Annotated in this window: 16 protein-coding genes; 8 read left to right on the forward strand and 8 right to left on the reverse strand. The window is 70.7% G+C overall.

Annotation, left to right across the window (positions count from 1 at the left end; translation table 11 throughout):
• Positions 1-2: 2 nt before the first annotated feature.
• The 5 genes from OG758_RS35295 to OG758_RS35315 form a co-directional block, all read right to left on the reverse strand.
• A complete protein-coding gene (locus OG758_RS35295) occupies positions 3-992 on the reverse strand; it encodes a zinc-dependent alcohol dehydrogenase family protein (protein WP_326713616.1) in 990 nt (329 codons plus the stop codon).
• On the reverse strand, positions 989-1,819 hold the full coding sequence (locus tag OG758_RS35300) for a carbohydrate ABC transporter permease (protein ID WP_326713617.1): 831 nt from the start codon (positions 1,817-1,819) through the stop codon (positions 989-991). Before OG758_RS35300 ends, OG758_RS35295 begins: the two co-directional genes overlap by 4 nt.
• A complete protein-coding gene (locus tag OG758_RS35305) occupies positions 1,816-2,751 on the reverse strand; it encodes a carbohydrate ABC transporter permease (protein WP_326713618.1) in 936 nt (311 codons plus the stop codon). The genes OG758_RS35300 and OG758_RS35305 overlap by 4 nt, the downstream gene beginning before the upstream one ends.
• Entirely contained in the window at positions 2,748-4,118 is a 1,371-nt protein-coding gene (locus OG758_RS35310) for an ABC transporter substrate-binding protein (RefSeq protein ID WP_326713619.1), read from the reverse strand. The genes OG758_RS35305 and OG758_RS35310 overlap by 4 nt, the downstream gene beginning before the upstream one ends.
• An 86-nt stretch (positions 4,119-4,204) precedes the next feature.
• Positions 4,205-4,966, reverse strand: a complete 762-nt coding sequence (locus OG758_RS35315; RefSeq protein WP_326713620.1) for a DeoR/GlpR family DNA-binding transcription regulator — start codon at positions 4,964-4,966, stop codon at positions 4,205-4,207.
• Between the two features lie 431 nt (positions 4,967-5,397).
• Here OG758_RS35315 and OG758_RS35320 point away from each other — a divergent pair, with 431 nt between their 5' ends.
• Both OG758_RS35320 and lysA read left to right on the forward strand, forming a co-directional pair.
• Positions 5,398-5,700 (forward strand): SAV_915 family protein, encoded by a 303-nt coding sequence (locus tag OG758_RS35320; RefSeq protein ID WP_326713621.1) that lies wholly within the window; start codon positions 5,398-5,400, stop codon positions 5,698-5,700.
• Between the two features lie 14 nt (positions 5,701-5,714).
• On the forward strand, positions 5,715-7,055 hold the full coding sequence (gene lysA, locus OG758_RS35325; protein ID WP_326713622.1) for a diaminopimelate decarboxylase: 1,341 nt from the start codon (positions 5,715-5,717) through the stop codon (positions 7,053-7,055).
• Positions 7,056-7,064: 9 nt separating this feature from the next.
• Here lysA and OG758_RS35330 read toward each other — a convergent pair whose 3' ends face one another.
• Positions 7,065-7,874 carry an NAD-dependent epimerase/dehydratase family protein gene (locus OG758_RS35330; RefSeq protein WP_326713623.1) on the reverse strand — a complete coding sequence of 270 codons (810 nt, stop codon included), beginning with the start codon at positions 7,872-7,874 and terminating at the stop codon, positions 7,065-7,067.
• A 230-nt stretch (positions 7,875-8,104) separates the two neighbouring features.
• Here OG758_RS35330 and OG758_RS35335 point away from each other — a divergent pair, with 230 nt between their 5' ends.
• Genes OG758_RS35335 through OG758_RS35345 form a run of 3 tightly spaced genes read left to right on the forward strand, consistent with a single transcriptional unit; the run spans position 8,105 to position 11,664 of the window.
• Positions 8,105-9,055, forward strand: a complete 951-nt coding sequence (locus OG758_RS35335) for a 5-dehydro-4-deoxyglucarate dehydratase (protein ID WP_326713624.1) — start codon at positions 8,105-8,107, stop codon at positions 9,053-9,055.
• A complete protein-coding gene (locus OG758_RS35340; protein ID WP_326713625.1) occupies positions 9,052-10,215 on the forward strand; it encodes a hypothetical protein in 1,164 nt (387 codons plus the stop codon). The genes OG758_RS35335 and OG758_RS35340 overlap by 4 nt, the downstream gene beginning before the upstream one ends.
• A gap of 54 nt (positions 10,216-10,269) precedes the next feature.
• On the forward strand, positions 10,270-11,664 hold the full coding sequence (locus OG758_RS35345; protein WP_326713626.1) for a S28 family serine protease: 1,395 nt from the start codon (positions 10,270-10,272) through the stop codon (positions 11,662-11,664).
• Here the strand turns inward: OG758_RS35345 and OG758_RS35350 are convergent.
• Positions 11,639-12,817, reverse strand: coding sequence for an MFS transporter (locus tag OG758_RS35350; protein ID WP_326713627.1), 1,179 nt, complete (start codon positions 12,815-12,817; stop codon positions 11,639-11,641). The two genes, OG758_RS35345 and OG758_RS35350, sit on opposite strands and share 26 nt — an antisense overlap.
• A gap of 144 nt (positions 12,818-12,961) precedes the next feature.
• Between OG758_RS35350 and OG758_RS35355 the strand changes: the two genes are divergently transcribed.
• Entirely contained in the window at positions 12,962-13,570 is a 609-nt protein-coding gene (locus OG758_RS35355) for a TIGR03086 family metal-binding protein (protein ID WP_326713628.1), read from the forward strand.
• Between the two features lie 7 nt (positions 13,571-13,577).
• On the opposite strand, the gene OG758_RS35360 is transcribed toward OG758_RS35355, so the two are convergent.
• The gene (locus tag OG758_RS35360) at positions 13,578-13,889 is read right to left on the reverse strand and encodes a hypothetical protein (protein ID WP_326713629.1); all 312 of its coding nucleotides are present in this window, start codon (positions 13,887-13,889) and stop codon (positions 13,578-13,580) included.
• A 485-nt stretch (positions 13,890-14,374) separates the two neighbouring features.
• Here OG758_RS35360 and OG758_RS35365 point away from each other — a divergent pair, with 485 nt between their 5' ends.
• Positions 14,375-15,172, forward strand: coding sequence for an HAD family acid phosphatase (locus OG758_RS35365; protein WP_326713630.1), 798 nt, complete (start codon positions 14,375-14,377; stop codon positions 15,170-15,172).
• Positions 15,173-15,279: 107 nt separating this feature from the next.
• Positions 15,280-16,683 (forward strand): NCS2 family permease, encoded by a 1,404-nt coding sequence (locus tag OG758_RS35370; protein WP_326713631.1) that lies wholly within the window; start codon positions 15,280-15,282, stop codon positions 16,681-16,683.
• Positions 16,684-16,705: the final 22 nt, after the last annotated feature.

The raw sequence follows: 16,705 nt of genomic DNA on the forward strand, positions 1-16,705 counted from the left end.
GCTCACGGCACCACCACGATCTTGCGCCCCACCCCGGACGCGAACTGGTCGAGCGCCTGCGGATACGCGTCGAGGGGCAGCCGGTCGCTGATGAACACGTCCGGGTCGAGGACGCCGCCCGCGAACAGCTCGGCGGCCCGCTCGTAGCTGTGCAGGACGGCCATCGAGCCGGTGATGGTGATCTCCTGGTTGTAGATCCGGTACGGGTCGATGGACACACGCGTGGCGTAGTCCGCGACGCCGAACTGGAGGAACGTCCCCGCCTTCGCGACCCGCTCGAGACCGTCCTGGATCGCGCCCGCGTTGCCCGTCGCGTCGATGACGACGTCCCAGCCCTGCGGACGGTCGAGTTCGTCCGCGTTCGCCCCGGACCCCGAGACGCCCAGCTTCCGGGCGGTGGCGAGCCGGTCCGCGTTCAGGTCCACGACGTCGACGCTCGCGGCGCCGGTCCGCTTGGCGAGCTCCAGCATCATCAGCCCCATCGTCCCGGAACCGTAGATCAGCACATGGGAGCCGAGGCGCGAGTTCAGCACGTCGTAGCCGCGTACGGCGCACGACAGGGGCTCGATGAGGGCCGCGTCCTCGGTGCGGACGTGGTCGGGGAGGCGTACGCAGTTGGCCACGGGCGCGACGGCGTACCGGGCGGCGCCGCCCGCGGTGGTGACGCCGATCGCGGCCCACCGCTCGCAGAGGTTGTTGTGGCCCGAGCGGCAGTAGCGGCACTCGTAGCAGTAGAGGGAGGGGTCGACGCCCACGCGGTCGCCGAGCGACACCTCGCGCACGTCACGCCCGAGGCCCACGACCACGCCCGCGAACTCATGACCGGGCACCACCGGCAGGGTCGGCGCGAACTCGCCCTGGAGGATGTGCAGATCGGTGCCGCACAGCCCGCACGCCGCGACCTCCACGACGACGTCGCGCGGTCCTGGCGTGGGGTCGGGGACCTCCGTGACCACTGCCTTGCCGACGGACTCGATGACGGCGGCCTTCATTTCACAGCTCCCAACGACAGGCCCTGGACCAGTTTGTCCTGGGCGGCGAATCCCGCGGCGAGTACCGGCAGGGAGATCACGAGGGACGCGGCGCACACCTTCGCCAGGAACAGGCCCTGGCTCGTGATGAAGCCGGTCAGGAAGACGGGCGCGGTCTGCGCGACGACACCGCTGAGCACGCGCGCGAAGAGGAGTTCGTTCCAGCTGAAGATGAAGCAGATCAGCGCCGTCGCGGCGATGCCCGGCATGGCGATGGGGGCCACCACGCGCGCGAGGAGGGTCGGCAGGCGGGCCCCGTCGATCCGCGCGGCCTCGATGACCGCGATCGGCACCTCGGCGAGGAACGACTGCATCATCCACACCGCGATCGGCAGGTTCATCGACGTGTAGAGGATGACCAGGAGCCAGATGTTGTCGAGCATCCCGGTGTTCTTGGCGAACAGGTAGATCGGCAGGAGGCCCGCCACGACGGGGAGCATCTTCGTCGACAGGAAGAAGAACAGGACGTCGGTCCACTTCTTCACGGGCCGGATCGACAGCGCGTACGCGGCCGGCAGGGCCAGGACCAGTACGAACAGCGTCGAGGCGAGCGACGCCACCGTCGAGTTGACGAGCGCGGGCCACGGGCTCGCGCCGCCCGCCGTGCCGAAGAAGTCGCGGTAGCCGTCGAGGGTGAGGGACGCCGCGAACGAGGGCGGGTTGGTGGCGGCGCTCTCCTCCGAGTGGAAGGACGTCAGCACCATCCAGGCGATGGGCAGGAAGAACAGGATGCCGGCGAGCCAGGCGACGAGCCCGAGCCCTTTCACACGCGGTGGACGGAGATTCATGCGCGGGACGCCTCCTCGCGGAACAGCGACGACACCACGCGCAGCGCGAACGTCGCGATGATGATCGAGCCGATGACGACCAGGACGCCGGCGGCCGACGCGAGGCCGTTCTCGTGGGCCTGGTAGAAGCTCTGGTAGACGGTGTACGGCAGGTTGGCGGTGCCGAGGCCGCCCGAGGTGATCGTGAAGACGGCGTCGAAGTTCTGCACGATGTACACCGAACCGAGCAGGGCGCCCAGTTCGAGGTACCGGCGCAGGTGGGGCAGCGTCAGATACCGGAAGACCTGCCAGTTGCCCGCGCCGTCCATCCGGGCCGCCTCGATGAGTTCGGGGGAGCGCGACTGGAGGCCCGCGAGCAGGATCAGCATCATGAACGGGGTCCACTGCCACACCAGGGCCGTCTCGACGGCGAGCAGCGGGGTGTTGGAGATCCAGTCGGGCTGGGGGCCGCCGACGTAGTGCAGCAGGCCGTTGAGGAGCCCGTACTCGGGGTTGTACAGGACGTGCTTCCACAGCAGCGCGGCGGCGACGGGAACCAGCAGGAACGGCGCGATGAGGAGTGTGCGCACGAGGCCGCGGCCGCGGAACTTCCGGTCGAGGAGCAGCGCGAGGCCGAGCCCGACGACCAGGCTCACGATGACGACGGTCGCCGTCAGCAGGATCGTCGTCAGGACGGACTTGCGCAGGTCCGGGTCGGTGAGCACCTCGCCGTAGTTGGCGAACCAGGTGAAGCGACGGGCGTCCGGATACAGGGCGTTCCAGTCGAAGAGCGAGATCACCAGCGTCGCCACGAAGGGCAGCTGGGTCACCACGATCATGAACACGAGGGCGGGCAGGAGCGGGGCCCTGGTGGCCCAGGCGCGCAGCCGGCCGGGGGTTTTGGCGGTGCCCACGCGCGCGTGGGCGACGGGAACGGTCGTGGTCGCGGTCATCGTCCCTCGTACTCCTTCGCGATCTCGTCGGCGAGCTTCTGGGACTTCCTCAGCGCCGTGCCGACCGACTGGCGTCCGGCGATGGCCGCGCTGATCTCCTGCGAGACCTTGGTGCCGAGATCGGTGAACTCGGGGATGCCGACGAACTGGATGCCGGGCGCGGGCCGCGGCTGGACGCCCGGGTCGCGGGGGCGGGCCCCTTCGATGGCCGCGCGCGTCACGTCCTGGAAGGCCGCGGCCTCCTTGCGGTACTCCGGGTCGGTGTACGTCGAGGCGCGCTTGCCGGCCGGCACGTTCGACCAGCCGATCTCGTTGCCGACCAGGTTCTCGTAGCCCTTGCCCGACGCCCAGGAGACGAACTTCCACGCCTTGTCGGGGTTGCGAGAGGCGTTCTGCACGCCCCAGGCCCACGTGTAGAGCCAGCCCGAGCTCTCCGTCCTCTCGACCGGCGCGGGTACGTAGCCGATCTTGCCCTTGACCGGGGACTTCGCCGATTCGAGCGAACCGGCGGCGGCCGTGGCGTCGTACCACATGGCGGTCTTGCCCTGGGTGAGGTTGTTGAGGCACTCCGCGTAGCCGGACTGGGCCGCTCCGGACTCGCCGTGCTTGCGGACGAGGTCCACGTAGAAGCGGGTCGCCTTCTCGAACCCGGGCGCGGTGAGCTGCGCCTTCCAGTTCTTGTCGAACCAGGTGCCTCCGAAGGTGTTCACCACCGTCGTCAGCGGCGCCATGAGCTCGCCCCATCCGGGCAGGCCGCGCAGACAGATGCCCTTCATCCCGGGCTCGGCGCCGTCCGCCTTCGCGGCGAGGTCGGCGACCTGTTGCCAGGTGGGGTGCGCGGGCATGCGCAGCCCCTTCCTGGCGAAGACGTCCCTGCGGTACATGAGGAAGGACGACTCGCCGTAGAACGGCTGGCCGTAGAGCTTCCCGTCGTCCCCGGTGAGCGAGTCGCGCATCGGCTTGAGGATGTCCCGCTCGTCGTACGCGGTGTCCTTGCGCGCGTACGAACCGAGTTCGTGCAGCCAGCCGTTGCGGGCGTAGATCGGAATCTCGTAGTTGCTCAGCGTCGCGACGTCGTACTGGCCCGCCTGGTTGGCGAAGTCCTGGCCGATCTTGTCGCGGACGTCGTTCTCCGGCAGGACGGTGAAGTTCACCTTGATGCCGGTCTCCTTGGTGAAGTGCGCGGCGGTCAGCTTCTGCAGCTCGGTCATCTGCGGGTTGTTCACCATCAGGACGTTGATGGAGTCACCGCCCGAGCCGGTCCCGCCGGCGCCGGCCCAGCAGCCGGAGAGCAGCGGGGCGAGCAGCGTCCCTGCGGCGGCCGCGGCGCACAGCGCGCGCGGCCTCCGTCGGCTCTGGGTTCGCATGAATGCTCCTGAACGTATGTGGCAAATGGGGAGAAAAGGGGTACGCAGAGGTGTGCGGAACCCGTCGGCGTACGCAGGCAGGGGTGTCAGACGCGGATGACCTGGGGTCCCTGCAACGCATAGCGGTGAGCCTCGGACGGGGGCAGCAGCGTGCTGGTCACGATCGCCTCCAGCGAGGAGACCGGCGCGAACCGGCAGAAGCTGACCGCCCCGAACTTGGTGTGCACGCCCGCGAACACCGTGCGCCGGGAGGCCCGCACGGCCTGCGCCTTGACCTCGCTGACCGCGGGGTCGGGCGTGGTCAGGCCGTGCTCGCGCGAGATGCCGTTGGCGCCGATGAACGCCAGGTCGATCACGAACCCGGCGAGCATCTTCGTCGTCCAGTGGTCGACCGTGGCCAGCGTGCCGGACCGCACCCGGCCGCCGAGCAGCAGCACCGTCGTGTTCTCCGCCTCGGCGAGTGCGCCCGCCGTGGCCAGCGACGCGGTGACCACGGTGAGCGGCCGGTCGCGCGGCAGGGCCTCGGCGATGAGCTGGGGCGTGAACCCCTCGTCGACGAAGACGGTCTCCGCGTCCCCGAGCAGCTCGGCCGCCGCGGCGGCGATCCGGCGCTTCTCCGGGACGTGCATGGTGGTCCGGAAGGCGAGCGTCGTCTCGAACCCGGCGCTCTCCACGGGATAGGCGCCGCCGTGCGTGCGCCGCACCAGGCCGTGGTCCTCCAGGGCCCGCAGGTCGCGCCGCACGGTCTCCTTCGCGACGCCGAGTTCGGCCGCGAGCACGGTGACGTCGACGGAGCCGCTGTGGCGTGCGGCGCGCACGATCTCCCGCTGGCGTTCCTCCGCGCTCATGCTGTGCACCTCTCTGTGCGGTCCTGGCCGTGCGTTCCGGGCCGTGGGGGTCCTGCCCGGTGTCCGGTCCCGCCGCCCGTTCGGGCCCGTGCGGTGACTCTGGGAAATTTGTACAGCGGGCCCGCGGCCGTGACCAGGTTCGTCACCGGTCCGATGCTGCCCGTCTGTGCCCGTTCGCACCGGCATCTGCCCGCCGCGGACCTGGGGCGGTGCGCGCAAGCGGGCACGGCGATGCCCGTTCGGGGCGCCGCGGCCGCCCGTTCGCTGCCCGTCTGCCGCGTTCACTTTGCGTCAAGGAGCGCCGAGAAGGCGTCAACAGCGCGTCATCGGCGGGGCCGGAGCGGGTGCGCGCGGGCATAACGTCACTGCCGAAGCACTCATTCGTCAGCACGCTTTCGTCAGCACCCTTCTGTCACCACCCAGGAGCAGCCGTGAACGACCGCATCGAAGCCGACGACGCCGAGCCCTGCGAACCCACCCCGGCCGGACCCCTGTTCGTCCCCGTCCGGCCGGGACCCGGAACCTGCGCGACCCGCCTCTTCCGCACCGCGCGCGGCGGCCGCACCGCCGTCGGCTTCACCAGCGAGCGCCTCCTCGTCGACGTGCTCGGCCCCGGCCAGCCGTGGATCAGGCTCGCCGAACCCGCCCTGCGGGCCCTCACGGGACCGGTGGGTGTCACCGAGCTCACCGTCGACCCGCGCCCGGCGGCGGCGCCCGCCGGTCACCGCGGCTGAAGGGGCCCGTCCACATGGCCGTCACGACCGTAGCCACCGCCATTCCGGCGCAGTCGCCCGACGATCTCTCCGTCTGGCCCGCCACCACCGCCCGGGGACCGCACGGCGACCCGACCGTCTCCGGGGTCGAACTCCCCGACGTGGCCGAGCAGTTCGGCACCCCCGTCTACGTACTCGACGAGATGGACGTGCGCGAACGCTGCCGCACCTACCGCAGCGCCTTCCCCGGCGCCGACGTCCTCTACGCGGCCAAGGCGTTCCTGTGCCGTGCGATGGTCCACTGGGTCCACGAGGAGGGCCTCGGGCTCGACGTGTGCTCGGCGGGCGACCTGGAACTCGCCGTCATCGCCGGCCTGCCGCCCGAGCGGATCGTCTTCCACGGCAACGCCAAGAGTCCCGAAGACCTGTGTGCGGCCCTGCGGCACGGTGTGGGGCGCATCGTCGTCGACTCGACCTCCGGGACAGCCCGCCTCGCCGCTCACGTCCCTCAGGGCACCCGGCAGCGCGTCATGGCGCGCGTCGTGCCGGGCGTCGCCACGGGCGGGCACGCCGCGATCCGCACCGGGACGGACGACCGGAAGTTCGGCCTGTCCATCGCCGACGGCTCCGCGATGCACGCCGTGACACGGCTCGTCGAGCAGCCGCGGCTCGAACTGACCGGGCTGCACTGCCACATCGGCTCGCAGATCGACACCGTGAAGCCGTACGTCGTCGCCGTGCGGCACCTCGTCGGCCTGATGGCCCGCATCCGCGACCGGCACGGGATCACGCTGCCCGAGCTCGACCTCGGCGGCGGCCACGCGGTCGCCCACCGGCCCGGCGAGCACCCGCTCGATGTGCCGGAGCTGGCCCGCCGCGTGCGCCGGGAACTCGCCGACGCCTGCGCCCAGTCGGACCTTCCCGTGCCGCGCCTCGCCGTCGAGCCGGGCCGCGCCGTCGTCGCCCGCGCGGGCGTGGCCCTGTACCGGGTGCTCGCAGTGAAGCGCACCGGCGTCCGGGTCTTCGTCGCCGTCGACGGAGGTACGAGTGACAACCCGCGGCCCGCGCTCTACGGCGTCCGCTACGCGCCCCGCCTCGTCGGCAGGCGCTCCACGGCGGCCACGCGCCCCGTCACGGTCGGCGGGCGGCACTGCGAGGCGGGCGACGTCCTCGCCTCGGACGTGCCGCTGCCGGACGACGTACGGCCCGGGGACCTCCTTGCCGTGCCCGTGGCGGGCGCCTACCACCTGTCGACGGCGTCCGGCGGCAACTCGGTGGGACGGCCGCCCGTCGTCGCCGTGGCGGACGGGCGGGCCAGGCTCCTGGTGCGCCGCGAGTCGGCACAGGACCTCAGGAGCCGCGACACAGGGCTCTGAACCGCTGCCTCAGTACGGCCAGATGGGCGGGTTCGTCACGAAGTGCCCGCCCATCCGTGTGTGGTCGGGGTTCTCCGGGTCCAGCTCGCCGAACTCGGCGAGCAGCTTCTCCGCGAACTGCTCCGAGTCGTCCTGCGGTTCGTAACCGAGCGCCCGCGCGGGGGACAGGTCCCACCACACGCGCGTGTTGTCGGACGAGCCGTAGACGACGGTGTGCCCGACGCCCTCGGCCCTGATCGCGGCGTCGAAGAGCCTCGCGCCGTCGCCCGGGCTCAGCCATACGGACATCATCCGTACGTTCGTCGGCTCCATGAAGCACGAGCCGATGCGCACGGACACGGTCTCCTGGCTGAACTTGTCCCAGTAGAACTGCGCGAGGTCCTCGCCGAACGACTTCGACAGGCCGTAGTAGGTGTCGGGGCGGCGGTGTGTGTCGACGGGTACGCGGGGGTCGCCGTCCGCGGGGCGGGGCGTGTAGCCGATCGCATGGTTCGACGAGGCGAACACGATGCGGCGCACGCCTTCCTCGCGTGCGGCCTCGTAGAGGTTGTAGAGCCCTTCGATGTTCGCCTTGAGGATCTTGTCGAAGGTGGACTCCAGGGAGATGCCCGCGAGATGGACGATCGCGTCCACTCCGCGCACGGCCTCGCGCAGGGCGTCCCGGTCGGCGAGGTCGGCCGTGATCGCGTCCGGCTCGCCCTCGATCGGCCGGGCGTCGAGGAGGCGCAGCTCGTAGCCGTAGGCCGGAAGCAGTCCGCGCATCAGGGTGCCGAGGCCGCCGGCGGCTCCGGTGAGCAGGACAGTGCGGGGAGCGGGCATGCGGGAGTCTCCTCGAATAGTCAGCCAGATGGCCGCATTCCTGCACGGCATTCACATCCGTGGACACGCTAAAGATTGCCGCCGGGCGGAGTCAAGTCTCCCGCGGAGGCTCGAAATCCGCTGCCAGGATGCGAGTGAGCGTGCTTGACCCACGCACTGGGGGCGGATTAGCGTGAGCGTGTTCAGAAATATAGACGCAAATCAGAACTGTGCACGCCAAGGGAGAGCCCGTGACGTCAGCCCCTCTCGCCGCTCGACTCAGCATCCCCAGCGGGCCGCTGTTCTTCCCGGTCACCGCCTTCGGACCCGACGGCACCCTCGACCTCGACACCTTCCGCACCCATGTGCGCCAGGGTGTCGAGGCCGGGGCCGCCGCGGTCTTCGCGTGCTGCGGAACGGGCGAGTTCCACGCCCTGACCCCCGAGGAATTCCAGGCGTGCGTGGCCGCGGCCGTCGAGGAGACCGCGGGGCGGGTGCCGGTCGTCGCGGGCGCCGGGTACGGCACGGCCCTCGCCGTGCGCTACGCGCGCCTCGCCGAGGAAGCAGGCGCCGACGGGCTCCTCGCGATGCCGCCCTACCTCGTGGTCGCCGGCCAGGAAGGCCTGCTGCGCCACTACTCGGAGCTGGCCGACGCGACCGCCCTGGAGATCATCGTCTACCAGCGCGACAACGCGGTGTTCACGCCGGCGACCGTCGTCGCCCTCGCCCGTCACCCCAAGATCCTCGGCCTCAAGGACGGCCTCGGCGACCTCGACCTCCTCCAGCGCACCATCAGCGCCGTACGCGCCGAGGGACTCACCGACTTCCTCTACTTCAACGGCCTGCCCACCGCCGAACTCACCGGACTCGCCTACCGCGGCATCGGCGTCGGCCTCTACTCGTCCGCCGTGTTCTGCTTCGCGCCCGACATCGCCCTCGCCTTCCACACGGCCCTGCGCACCGGCGACGACGCCACCGCCAACCGCCTCCTCGACGGCTTCTACCGGCCGCTCGTCGAACTCCGCAACGAGGGCCGCGGCTACGCCGTCTCCCTCGTCAAGGCCGGCGTCCGGCTCACCGGCCTCGACGTCGGCGAGGTCCGCCCGCCCCTGCACGAACCCACCGACGAGCACGTCAAGTGGCTCGCCGGCATCGTCGAGCGCGGCCGCGCGCTCCTGGCGGAGACGGGGGACCAGGCGTGAGGGCATCCGCCTTCGTCTACCCCTGGGACGTCAACGGCGACCCCGAAGCCGCCGGCCGCATCGCCGGCCTCGGCGTCCAGCAGGTCACCCTGGCCTCCGCCTACCACTCCACCCGCGCCCTGACGCCCCGTCACCCGAGCCGTCGCGTCGTCACGGCCGAACACGCCGCGGTCCTCTACCCGCCCGGCGACCGCTGGCAGGGCCGGGACCTGCGGCCGTACGAGGCGGGGGACTGGGCACCCGGCGACGCCTTCGGGCAGGCCGCCGAGGCGCTCGCCGGCGCCGGGCTCGACGTCCACACCTGGGTCGTCCTCGCCCACAACTCCCGCCTGGGCGCGGAACGTCCGGACACCTCCGTCGTCAACGCCTACGGCGACCGCTACCCGTGGGCCCCCTGCATCGCACAGCCCGCCACGCGCGCGTACCTCGTCGACCTGGCGGCGGAGGCGGCCGTGCGGCCCGGCGCGAAGGGCACCGAACTCGAATCCCTGGGCTGGTACGGGCTCGCGCATCTGCACGCCCACGACAAGACCGCGGGCGTCGGCCTGGGGGAAGCCGGCCAGTACCTGATGTCGCTCTGCTTCTGCCCGTCGTGCCGCGACGGCTACGGCCGACAGGGCCTGGAGGCCGACGAGTTGGCGGCCGACGTCCGGCGCGCACTCGAACCCCTGTGGCGCGGACACGGCACCCCGGACGCCGGCTGGGCGGCAGTGGAGAAGCTGCTCGGGGCGCGCGCCGCGGCGGGCACGCGCGCGTGGCGCGACGGCGTCGCCCGCGGCCTCCAGGAGGACGCCGTCGCCGCGGTCCGCGCGCAGGCCCCGGACGGGTTCCGCATCCTGCTGCACGCCGACCCGGCGTCGTACCACTGCGGGGCGAACGCGGGCGTGGACCCGGCGCACATCCTCGCGGTCGCGGACGGCGTCGTCGTGCCGTGCACGGGCGGCGCGGAGCTGATAGCTCCCTTCGCCGCTCAGGGCAGGGGAGTGGTGGCCGCCAACCTCACCGTGGTCGCCGGGATGGGCGGCAGTCCCGGCACGCTCGCCGCCGACGCCCGGCGCGCCGCCGGACTCGGCGCCACCGAACTGCGGCTCTATCACGCGGGCTTGGCGTCGGACAGCGACCTGGAACTGATCGCGGAGGCCCTGTCGGACCTCGCCTGAAAGCGGTTACCATCCGCGCACCACAATCGACGCTTCCTACGGAGGGGACACGAGGTGCGCGTGCGTAACCAGGGGCGGGGCCAGGGTCGCAGACAGGTTCGGAGCCAGGGGGCGGCCGCGCTGCTGTGCGCGGGGGTGATGGCGGGCGCTGCGGTGCTCGGCGGAACGGTGCCCGCGGCGGCGGCGCAAGGGGATGTGGCCGGTTCCGCCGTCCAACGAGATGACATCCAGGCACAGTTGGCGGCCATCCCGGGTATGTCGGTCGTGTCGGTGACCGACAAGGAGGGCTACCCCTTCTACACGCTCACGTACGCGCAGCCGGTCGACCACAGCAACCCCAAGGCCGGCACGTTCACGCAGCGCCTCACGCTCTGGCACAAGGCGGCCGCCAAGCCCACCGTCTTCTACACCGGCGGCTACACGCTCTCCTCCAGCACCCGCGAGATCACCAAGCTGCTCGACGCCAACCAGGTCTCCATCGAGCACCGCTACTTCGCGGAGTCCCGCCCCAAGGGCGCGGCGGGCGACGACTGGTCCAAGCTCACGGTCCAGCAGGAGGCCGGCGACGAGCACCGCGTCACGCAGGCACTGCGCACCATCGAGAAGGGCAAGTGGCTCGGCACGGGCGGCAGCAAGGGCGGCATGACCGCCACGTTCCACGAGCGCTTCTACCCGAAGGACCTCGACGCCGTCGTCGCGTTCGTCGCCCCGAACGACGCCGACAACAAGGACGACAGCGGCTACGAGGACTTCTTCAGGACGGTCGGCACGCCCGAGTGCCGTGCCGCCCTGAACGCCGTACAGCGAGAGATGCTGGTGCGCCGCGACGCCCTCATCCCCAAGTTCGAGGCCGACGCGGCGGCGGCCGGTGACACGTTCGAGGAGACTCTCGGAACCACCGACAGGGCCTACGAGTTCGCCGTGCTCGACCAGGTGTGGAACTTCTGGCAGAGCGGCACGATCGACGACTGCCCGACCGTGCCCGACGCCGAGAAGGCCACCGACGACGAGCTCTACACCTGGTCGAAGGGGCACGGCTTCAGCGTCTACCAGGACGAGACCCTCGGCACGAACGGCACCGGGCCCTACTACCGGCAGGCCGCCACCCAACTCGGCTGGGCCGACCTCAAGTTCAAGCACCTCAAGGACGTCCGCCACTACCCGGACATCTACCAGCCCAACTCGGTCCTGCCCGCCGCGATGCGCGGCACGTACGACGGTTCCGCGATCTCCGGCGTCGACAAGTGGGTCAGGACGCGGGGCGAGCGGATGATGTTCGTGTACGGGCAGAACGACCCGTGGAGCGCCGAGAAGTTCACCCCGAGCAAGCACGACTCGTACCGCTACGTCGTGCCCGGATCCAACCACGGCGCGTCCATCGCCAAGCTGCCCGCAGACGAACAGGCCGAGGCCGTCGCCACCGTCAAGCGCTGGGCCGGCGTGCAGTAGCGCACGCGAGTGCGAGTCCGGCCGCACCGAGCAGCGGCAGCAGGACGCGGTGGTCCACGACCGCGATGAGGCCCGCGCCCATCGCGAGGGCCACCGCGTTCGGCGCGAACATCAGAGTGTGCGCGGTCGCCACGGCGCGGCCGACGAGCGCCTCCGGGATCTCGCGCTGGACCGCCGTGAGCGCCGCGACCAGGACGCACGGCAGGCCCATCCCGATCGCGGCGCTGCACCCGAGCGCCACCGCGTCGTACGGGAACGCGCGCAGGCCCGCGCCGGCCGCGAACAGGGCGATGCCCGCCGCCGCGAACCGGCGTTCGCCGAGCCGCCGCAGCAGCGCTCCCGCGGTGAGCCCGGCCGCGACCGAACCGGCGCCCTGCACGGCGTACAGGACGCCCGCGTACGAGGGGGAGCGGCCGAGGCCGCCGTCGACGACCGCGTAGATCGCGGCGCCGTTCAGGCCCGCCAGGAGCATGGTGGCCGCGGCGGCAAGGACGAGGGGGCGCAGCCGCTCCCGCCGCCACAGCGCGCGCACGCCCTCCGCGGTGCGGGTCCACACACCCGCGGCCCGGCGTGCGGGCGCGGACTCCTCGACCCGGAGCCGCGCGTACAGCCCGGCCGCGGCGGCGAAGGTCGCGGCGTCGAGCAGGGCCACGCCCGCGCCCCCGTACACCGCGAAGAGACCCGCCCCCGCGAGTGGTGCGACCAGCTTCATGCCCTCGTTGGCCGCCGTCCGCAGCCCGTTGAAGTCACCGATCGACTCCCTGCCGACGACGGCCGGTACGAGCGCGGCCTCCGCAGCGTCGGTGACGACGCCGCACGCCCCGTACGCCACGAGGACCGCGAACAGGATCCACAGGTTCCCGGCGGAGTCGACGGCGAGCAGCGACAGGAGCAGCAGACCGAGGCCCAGATTTGCGGCGACGAGGAGCGGCCGTCGCCGGGTGCGGTCGGCGACCGTGCCGAGCAGGGGCCCGGCGAGCGCGGGCGCCCACAGCGCGAAGGCGCACAGCGCGGCGAGGCTGTCCGATCCGGTCAGATCCTTCACCCAGATCCCGGCGGCCAGCCACATGGCGGAGGTCCCGAACCCGGAGACGACGATGCCGGCCAGGAGAAGCCGGAAGCCGCCCCGTGTGGCGGTAGAAGTGGACGTCATGCCAGGTCATCGTGGCTCTAAGGCCCCCGGTGCGGGATCGGGAGGATGCCGTAGTGAGGTACGGCGATGAATTCCGGGCGGTGCCGGGGTCTACAGGTATGTACGCAAGGCGAGCCCCGACCATGAGTGAATCAAGGAGCCGGCATGACCGACGCGACGGACCGGACGGCGCAGCAGATGGTGGACTTCGGCCCGCAGACGCGGATCGTGGCGCGCCTGGCGGACGGAGTACGCGAGGACCAGCTGGACCTGCCGACCCCGTGTCCGGAGTACGCGGTGCACCACCTGCTCGGGCACCTCCTCGGGCTGACCGTCGCCTTCGGCGACGCCGGACGCAAGAACCTGGGGCCGACGACGGACACGAGCCCCAGGGCGCAACGGCCCGACATCACGGACGGCTGGCGCGACGTGCTGGCCAAGGCGCTCGACGACCTCGCCGAGGTCTGGCGCGACCCGGCGGCCTGGCAGGGGATGACCCGTGCGGGCGGGGTCGACCTGCCCGGAGCGGTGGCGGCGATGGTAGCCCTGGACGAACTCGTCGTGCACGCCTGGGACCTGGCGAAGGCCACGGGTCAGGATTACGCCCCCGACGAGGCCGCCCTGCAAGCGGCCCACGCCTTCCTGCTCCAGTCCGCCGAGGGCCCCCGCCCCGACATCTTCGGCCCGGTGGTCCAGGTGGAGGACTCCGCGACCCTGCTCGACCGGGCGGTGGGCCTGAGCGGCAGGGACCCCGGCTGGAAGCCGACTGCCTGACGAGCAGTCAGTTCAGGTGCCAGAGGGCGTACGAGGCGGCCAGCAGGACGAGCCCGGCGAACGCCATGAGCGCGCCCAGGAAGCGGAGGTATCCGGGCGTGGCGAAAACGCCGGGCGACGCGTCGAGCCGCCCCATCGCGGCCCAGGTGTCCGCGTTCTTCCGCCGGATCCGCTCGGAGCGACGTGTGGTGATCCCGCGCACGTCGAACGCCCAACTCACGCCACACCACAAGGCGACGAGGCCTCCAAGGGAGACGACGGAAAGAAGCACGGGCGAGGGCGTGTGGGTCGCGGCGGCGAGGGTGAGAGCTGCGATCATTTTCTTTTCCATTGATGGGGCCAGCGGTGAGAACCGGGGCCAGTACTAATCTTCACGTTTCCGATCCCGCCCCGTCGGCTCGATCTGTTCCCGGCTGAAGGACGCGAGTCGGTCGTCATCGTCGAGCATGACTCCGTAGCTGACGGAGCGTCGGCGTCCCGCGGTTCGGAAATTCCGAGGATCGCGCCCAGCACACCCTTGAGCTCAGGCTTCGACGGGAAGGTGGCCACGCGCACTTCGGCGTAGAAACGGAGTCCGTTTTCCGTCACCGGCCCTGCCCTCCCGGGGCGCAACTGCCTCCCCGCCATTCGCGTGTGCGGTCCATGACCATAGGGGATGCGGGTCAAGGGGAGGTCATGGGTTGATCATCTGCCGGTCACTGGGCGGGGGTTCGGGCCCGGTGGCTGCGGGTTCGGCTGCGGATCAGATATCGATCGGGCAAAGGGCCTCGCGTCCAGTGGTGTGACGCGCGTAGAAAGCGTGTCATGCAGAAGCCCCTACGTATCGCGGCCGTTGCCGCCGCATCCTGTGCCCTCGCCGGTGCCGCCCTCTACGGGACCGGTGTCGCGAACGCCGGTGGAGAGTCCGCGCACACCACCGCCGAGCCCAAGAACATCGGGCAGCTCGTCAAGGAGATCGACTCCTACTACGGCACCGCCCTGGACGCGAACGGTGTCTACCAGGCGTCCCCGTCCAGTCAGTACGCCCAGGACCTCGGTCGCATCGAGGCGGGTGCGAAGAAGCAGATCGCCAAGGCTGCCGCCGGGCACCACCACAAGGGCGACAAGCCCGCCGTCGTCTTCGACATCGACGACACCCTTCTCCTCAGCCTCGACTACGAGAAGAAGACCAACTACGTCTACAACGACGCCACGTGGAAGGAGTACGTCGCCAAGGCGAACCGGCCCGCCGTGTTCGGGACGCCCGACCTCATCGCGTACGCGCAGAAGAAGGGCGTCGAGGTCTTCTACAACTCCGGTCTGGGCGAGGCGCAGCGCGCGTCCGCCGTCGAGAACCTGAAGAAGGTCGGCATCGGCGTCAACCTCGACGCCGCCCACATGTTCCTCAAGGACAAGGCCAACCCGCCCGCCTATCTGAGCGGTTGCGCCACCGCGAGCGCCTGGAACTGCACCACCGTGCAGTACAAGTCCGGCACCCGCAAGCACATCGAGTCCCTCGGCTACGACGTCGTCGCCAACTTCGGCGACCAGTACTCGGACCTCGAGGGCGGGCACGCCGACCGGACCTACAAGTTCCCGAACCCGACGTACTTCGTCGAGTGAGCACACCCACCCGCAGCCGCATTCCGTAACACTGCGAAAACCTGAAACGGGCTCCTCGGGGGAACAATCCAGCCACCACTTGGCACGGCTGACCCGAGGAGCCCGTCATGCTCGCCCCGTTGGACCGTTACTTCCGCATCACCGCGCGTGGATCCACGTACTCCCGCGAAGTGCGCGGCGGATTCGCCACGTTCTTCACCATGGCCTACATCCTCGTCCTGAACCCGATCATCCTGGGTAGCGCGAAGGACAAGTTCGGGCACCAGCTCGACGGGGCCGAACTCGTCACCGCCACCGCCCTCGTGGCCGCCGTGATGACCGTCATCATGGGCGTCGGCGGCAATCTGCCGCTCGCCCTCGCGGCGGGCCTCGGCCTCAACGCCGTCGTCGCCTTCCAGATAGCCCCGCTGATGAGCTGGCCGGACGCGATGGGGCTCATCGTCCTGGAGGGCCTGCTGATCTGCGTCCTTGTCGTCACCGGGCTGCGCGAGGCGGTCATGCGCGCGATACCCCAGCCGCTGAAACAGGCCATCAGCGTCGGCATCGGACTGTTCATCGCCTTCATCGGCTTCGTCGACGCCGGGTTCGTGACCAGGATCCCGGACATCGCGCGGTCCACCGTGCCGGTGCAGCTCGGCGGCACGGGCACCCTCTCCGGCTGGCCCGTCCTCGTCTTCTGTCTCGGCGTGCTGCTGACCATCGGCCTGCTCGCGCGCAAGGTGAAGGGCGCCATCCTCATCAGCATCGTCGTGATGACGGTCGTGTCCGTCATCATCAACTCAGCCGCCGATGTGAAGAGTTGGGGCCTGACCACGCCCGAGATCCCGGACGACGTGTTCGCCGCGCCCGACTTCGGGCTGCTCGGCGACTTCAGCCTCTTGGGCGCGTTCGGCAGAACCGGCGCGCTCACCGTGATCCTGCTCGTCTTCACCCTCATCCTGTCGGACTTCTTCGACACGATGGGCACGGTGGTGGGTATCACCGCCGAAGCCGGGCTGCTGGACGAGAAGGGTCAAGTACCCAATCTGGGGCGGGTGCTGCTCATCGACGGTGCCGCCGCCGTCGCGGGCGGCGCGGCCTCCGCCTCCTCCTCGACCACCTACATCGAGTCCGCGGCCGGTGTCGGCGAGGGCGCACGCACCGGATTCGCCAACCTCGTCACGGGCGGCCTCTTCGCGCTCGCCCTCTTCCTGTCCCCGCTCCTGACCATCGTGCCGCTCCAGGCCGCGGCCCCCGCCCTCGTCGCGGTCGGCTTCCTGATGATGACGCAGGTCAAGCACATCGACTGGGACCGCTACGACATCGCGGTGCCGGCGTTCCTGACCATCGCCGTGATGCCGTTCACGTACTCGATCACGAACGGTATCGGCGTCGGCTTCCTTGCGTACGTCGTCATCAAGACCGTCGTCGGCAAGGCGCGTGAGGTGCACTGGCTGCTCTGGGGCGCCTCCGCCCTCTTCCTCGTGTACTTCGCGATCGACCCCTTGGAGCAACTGCTCGGCGTCAGGTAGGCGGGATCCGGTGATCTACCGT

Source organism: Streptomyces sp. NBC_01474, assembly GCF_035918215.1.
Taxonomy (GTDB): Bacteria; Actinomycetota; Actinomycetes; order Streptomycetales; family Streptomycetaceae; genus Streptomyces; species Streptomyces aureus.

Coding starts and splice junctions, on each gene's coding strand:
- OG758_RS35295 (WP_326713616.1), bottom strand. CDS start 992: ATGAAGGCCGCCGTCATCGAGTCCGTCGGCAAGGCAGTGGTCACGGAG.
- OG758_RS35300 (WP_326713617.1), bottom strand. CDS start 1,819: ATGAATCTCCGTCCACCGCGTGTGAAAGGGCTCGGGCTCGTCGCCTGG.
- OG758_RS35305 (WP_326713618.1), bottom strand. CDS start 2,751: ATGACCGCGACCACGACCGTTCCCGTCGCCCACGCGCGCGTGGGCACC.
- OG758_RS35310 (WP_326713619.1), bottom strand. CDS start 4,118: ATGCGAACCCAGAGCCGACGGAGGCCGCGCGCGCTGTGCGCCGCGGCC.
- OG758_RS35315 (WP_326713620.1), bottom strand. CDS start 4,966: ATGAGCGCGGAGGAACGCCAGCGGGAGATCGTGCGCGCCGCACGCCAC.
- lysA (WP_326713622.1), top strand. CDS start 5,715: ATGGCCGTCACGACCGTAGCCACCGCCATTCCGGCGCAGTCGCCCGAC.
- OG758_RS35330 (WP_326713623.1), bottom strand. CDS start 7,874: ATGCCCGCTCCCCGCACTGTCCTGCTCACCGGAGCCGCCGGCGGCCTC.
- OG758_RS35350 (WP_326713627.1), bottom strand. CDS start 12,817: ATGACGTCCACTTCTACCGCCACACGGGGCGGCTTCCGGCTTCTCCTG.
- OG758_RS35355 (WP_326713628.1), top strand. CDS start 12,962: ATGACCGACGCGACGGACCGGACGGCGCAGCAGATGGTGGACTTCGGC.
- OG758_RS35360 (WP_326713629.1), bottom strand. CDS start 13,889: ATGATCGCAGCTCTCACCCTCGCCGCCGCGACCCACACGCCCTCGCCC.
- OG758_RS35365 (WP_326713630.1), top strand. CDS start 14,375: ATGCAGAAGCCCCTACGTATCGCGGCCGTTGCCGCCGCATCCTGTGCC.
- OG758_RS35370 (WP_326713631.1), top strand. CDS start 15,280: ATGCTCGCCCCGTTGGACCGTTACTTCCGCATCACCGCGCGTGGATCC.